Annotated in this window: 3 tRNA genes and 2 rRNA genes; all 5 read left to right on the top strand. The window is 53.3% G+C overall.

The features are described 5' to 3' along the window. The first annotated feature begins 48 nt into the window (after positions 1-48). The 5 genes from rrf to HMPREF0980_RS18305 all read left to right on the top strand — a co-directional run bounded on the left by rrf (position 49) and on the right by HMPREF0980_RS18305 (position 3,853). Positions 49-166 (top strand): 5S ribosomal RNA (gene rrf, locus HMPREF0980_RS18325). Positions 167-218: 52 nt separating this feature from the next. After that, positions 219-292, top strand: a tRNA-Ile gene (locus HMPREF0980_RS18320). A gap of 127 nt (positions 293-419) precedes the next feature. Then, positions 420-492, top strand: a tRNA-Ala gene (locus tag HMPREF0980_RS18315). Between the two features lie 287 nt (positions 493-779). After that, positions 780-3,670, top strand: a 23S ribosomal RNA gene (locus HMPREF0980_RS18310). Between the two features lie 111 nt (positions 3,671-3,781). After that, positions 3,782-3,853 (top strand) — tRNA-Asn (locus HMPREF0980_RS18305). The last annotated feature ends 101 nt before the right edge of the window (positions 3,854-3,954 follow it).

Genomic DNA, 3,954 nt, shown 5'->3' with positions numbered 1-3,954 from the left:
CGTAAGAAATGGAACCTGCCCGGGGCCGTCAGAAGCCGGGGGAGGACTGCTGGTGGCGATGCGCCCGGGGGAGACACCCGTACCCATCCCGAACACGATGGTTAAGGCCCGGGCGGCCGATGGTACTGCACTGGAGACGGTGTGGGAGAGCAGGTGGCTGCCAGCACTGAAAAAGGAAAAAGAGGCGGAAGCCTTTTTTAGATAAGAGACAAGAGAACGGGCTTATAGCTCAGCCGGTTAGAGCGCACGCCTGATAAGCGTGAGGTCGGTGGTTCGAGTCCACTTAAGCCCATAGCCAGAGAACTTAGCGAGGTTTTATCGAGCTTAGTCGTAGGCATGTCACCGCACTTGGCGAGGTCTTATCGAGCCTAGTAAGAGTGACTGATACACAAGGAAAATAGAATCAATCGTACCAGAACGGGGGATTAGCTCAGTTGGGAGAGCGCCTGCCTTGCAAGCAGGAGGTCACGAGTTCGAATCTCGTATTCTCCATCAGATGCGGAACCATGCATCTGCCATGTACCTTGAAAACTGCATATGAGAAATAGAGTTATATCATCAACTGATAAGCCGATGGTATAACGCGATTAGATTCAAATATTTTGAATTAATCAAGACATCCGAGGTAATGTTGAACAACATTATCAATATTCGAGACAACGAATCGAAAAAACATCCTGCCGAGGGCTAGCAGCCCGGCAGGTATTACCTGAGAAGCCAACGCATGTCACGCTAGACATGCGTAGCGAGGAAGACGCACCCGTATCTTCCGAGCGTTTGGTCATGCTAGAAAGAGCATATGGTGGATGCCTTGGCACTAAGAGCCGATGAAAGACGTGATAAGCTGCGAAAAGCTTCGGGGAGGGGCAAATACCCTTTGATCCGGAGATGTCTGAATGGGGAAACCCGGCTGAGGAAACCTCAGCCAGCGCATGGTGAATCCATAGCCATGCGCGGGGAACCCGGCGAACTGAAACATCTAAGTAGCCGGAGGAAGAGAAAACAACAAGTGATTCCGTAAGTAGCGGCGAGCGAAAGCGGAAGAGCCCAAACCAGGGTGCGTGCACCCTGGGGTTCGGACCGCGGGATTGATTCGGGAGGATTAGCAGAACGGCTTTGGGAAAGCCGGCCAGAGAGGGTGAAAGCCCCGTAAGCGAAAGTCCGACCGACATGGCGGTATCCAGAGTACCACGAGACACGAGAAACCTTGTGGGAAGACGCGGGGACCACCCCGTAAGGCTAAATACTCCTTAGTGACCGATAGCGCATAGTACTGTGAAGGAAAGGTGAAAAGGACCCCGGGAGGGGAGTGAAAGAGAACCTGAAACCATATGTTTACAACCTGTGGAACCGCCATATGTGCGGAACCGCGTACTTTTTGTAGAACGGTCCGGCGAGTTACGCCGGCTGGCAAGGTTAAGGGCTAGAGGCCCGGAGCCGAAGGGAAACCGAGTCTTAACAGGGCGTATGAGTCAGCCGGAGTAGACCCGAAACCGGGTGACCTATCCATGTCCAGGTTGAAGCTGCCGTAAAAGGCAATGGAGGACCGAACCCACATCCGTTGAAAAGGGTGGGGATGAGGTGTGGATAGGGGAGAAATTCCAATCGAACCCGGAGATAGCTGGTTCTCCTCGAAATAGCTTTAGGGCTAGCCTCATACGAGTCTTGCGGAGGTAGAGCACTGAATTTCCTAGGGGGCGTCAAAGCTTACCGAAGAATATCAAACTCCGAATGCCGCGTAGATGATGTATGGGAGTCAGACTGCACGAGATAAGTTGGGCAGTCGAAAGGGAAAGAGCCCAGACCTACAGCTAAGGCCCCAAAATGCGTGTTAAGTGGAAAAGGATGTGGGATTTCGAAGACAACTAGGATGTTGGCTCAGAAGCAGCCATACATTCAAAGAGTGCGTAATAGCTCACTAGTCGAGAGGTCCTGCGCCGAAAATGTCCGGGGCTGAAACACGCTGCCGAAGCTTGGGAATCAACCAAGTTGATTGGTAGAGGAGCATTGGATGCGTGAGGAAGCGGCACCGGAAGGAGCCGTGGAGGGCATCGAAGAGAGAATGCCGGAATGAGTAGCGAGAGGAAGGTGGGAATCCTTCCGGCCGAATATCCAAGGTTTCCAGAGTAAAGCTGATCTGCTCTGGGTAAGTCGGGGCCTAAGGCGAGGGCGGAAGCCGTAGCCGATGGACAACAGGTTGAGATTCCTGTACTGCGATATGACAGAACTGTGGGGACACGTGTGGAGAGCACAAGCCGGGAATGGAAAGACCGGCGCAAGCGAGGCAGGGGCCGCATAGGCAAATCCGTGTGGCAACCCGAAGGCGTGACGCGTACCGAACTGAGAGTAGGGAAGTGTGTGAGCCATGCGTCAAGAAAAGCCGCTATCGTTCATATCGTACCCGTACCGCAAACCGACACAGGTAGATGAGGAGAGAATCCTAAGGCCGACGGGAGAAGCATTGTCAAGGAACTCGGCAAAATGACTCCGTAACTTCGGGAGAAGGAGTGCCAGGGAGACCTGGCCGCAGAGAATTGGCCCAAGCAACTGTTTAGCAAAAACACAGGTCTATGCGAAACCGAAAGGTGAGGTATATGGGCTGACGCCTGCCCGGTGCTGGAAGGTTAAGGGGAGAGGTTAGCGCAAGCGAAGCTTTGAACTTAAGCCCCAGTAAACGGCGGCCGTAACTATAACGGTCCTAAGGTAGCGAAATTCCTTGTCGGGTAAGTTCCGACCCGCACGAAAGGCGTAATGATTTGGGCACTGTCTCGACAATGCACCCGGTGAAATTGAAATACCAGTGAAGATGCTGGTTACCTGCGCCAGGACGGAAAGACCCCATGGAGCTTTACTCCAGCTTGATACTGGGATTCGGTATTGCATGTACAGGATAGGTGGGAGGCTAGGAAGCGGAGACGCCAGTCGCCGCAGAGCCGCTGTTGGGATACCACCCTTGCAGTATTGGATTTCTAACCAGAGGCCGTGATCCGGCCTGGGGACAATGTCAGGTGGGGAGTTTGACTGGGGCGGTCGCCTCCGAAAGGGTATCGGAGGCGCTCGAAGGTCCTCTCAGAATGGTCGGAAACCATTCGCAGAGTGCAAAGGCATAAGAGGGCTTGACTGCGACACCGACGGGTGGAGCAGGTACGAAAGTAGGACTTAGTGATCCGGTGGTATAAAGTGGGATTGCCATCGCTCAACGGATAAAAGCTACCCTGGGGATAACAGGCTTATCACTCCCAAGAGTTCACATCGACGGAGTGGTTTGGCACCTCGATGTCGGCTCATCGCATCCTGGGGCTGAAGTAGGTCCCAAGGGTTGGGCTGTTCGCCCATTAAAGCGGTACGCGAGCTGGGTTCAGAACGTCGTGAGACAGTTCGGTCCCTATCCGGCGTGGGCGTAGGATATTTGAGAGGAGCTGTCCTTAGTACGAGAGGACCGGGATGGACCGGCCGCTGGTGCACCTGCTGTTCTACCAAGAGCATGGCAGGGTAGCCAAGCCGGGACGGGATAAACGCTGAAGGCATCTAAGCGTGAAGCCCCCCTCGAGATGAGATATCCCTGCGCAAGCAGTAAGACCCCTTGAAGACGACGAGGTAGATAGGGCAGAGGTGGAAGTGCAGCAATGCATGGAGCTGACTGCTACTAATCGGTCGAGGGCATGACCAGAGATGGTGGATAGGTAATGGATGGATGATATTTCTTGTATGCGGTTTTGAAGGTACATGTACAGGACCTCTTGCATAGTATGGGTGCAAGGGGATATAATAATATAGGTGGTCCTCGATAGCTCAGCGGTAGAGCATTCGGCTGTTAACCGAAGGGTCGTTGGTTCAAACCCAACTCGGGGAGTTCAGGGAGCCCTGCAAACGTCATTGTTTGCAGGGCTTTTAATCATAAGGAGGACATATTTTATTGTAACAGTTACAACTATACCATATGATGAGAGTGGT

It is taken from the genome of Dorea sp. D27 (genome assembly GCF_001185345.1).
In the GTDB taxonomy this organism is placed as follows: domain Bacteria; phylum Bacillota; class Clostridia; order Lachnospirales; family Lachnospiraceae; genus Extibacter.
This window is presented reverse-complemented; position numbering and strand designations above follow the sequence as displayed.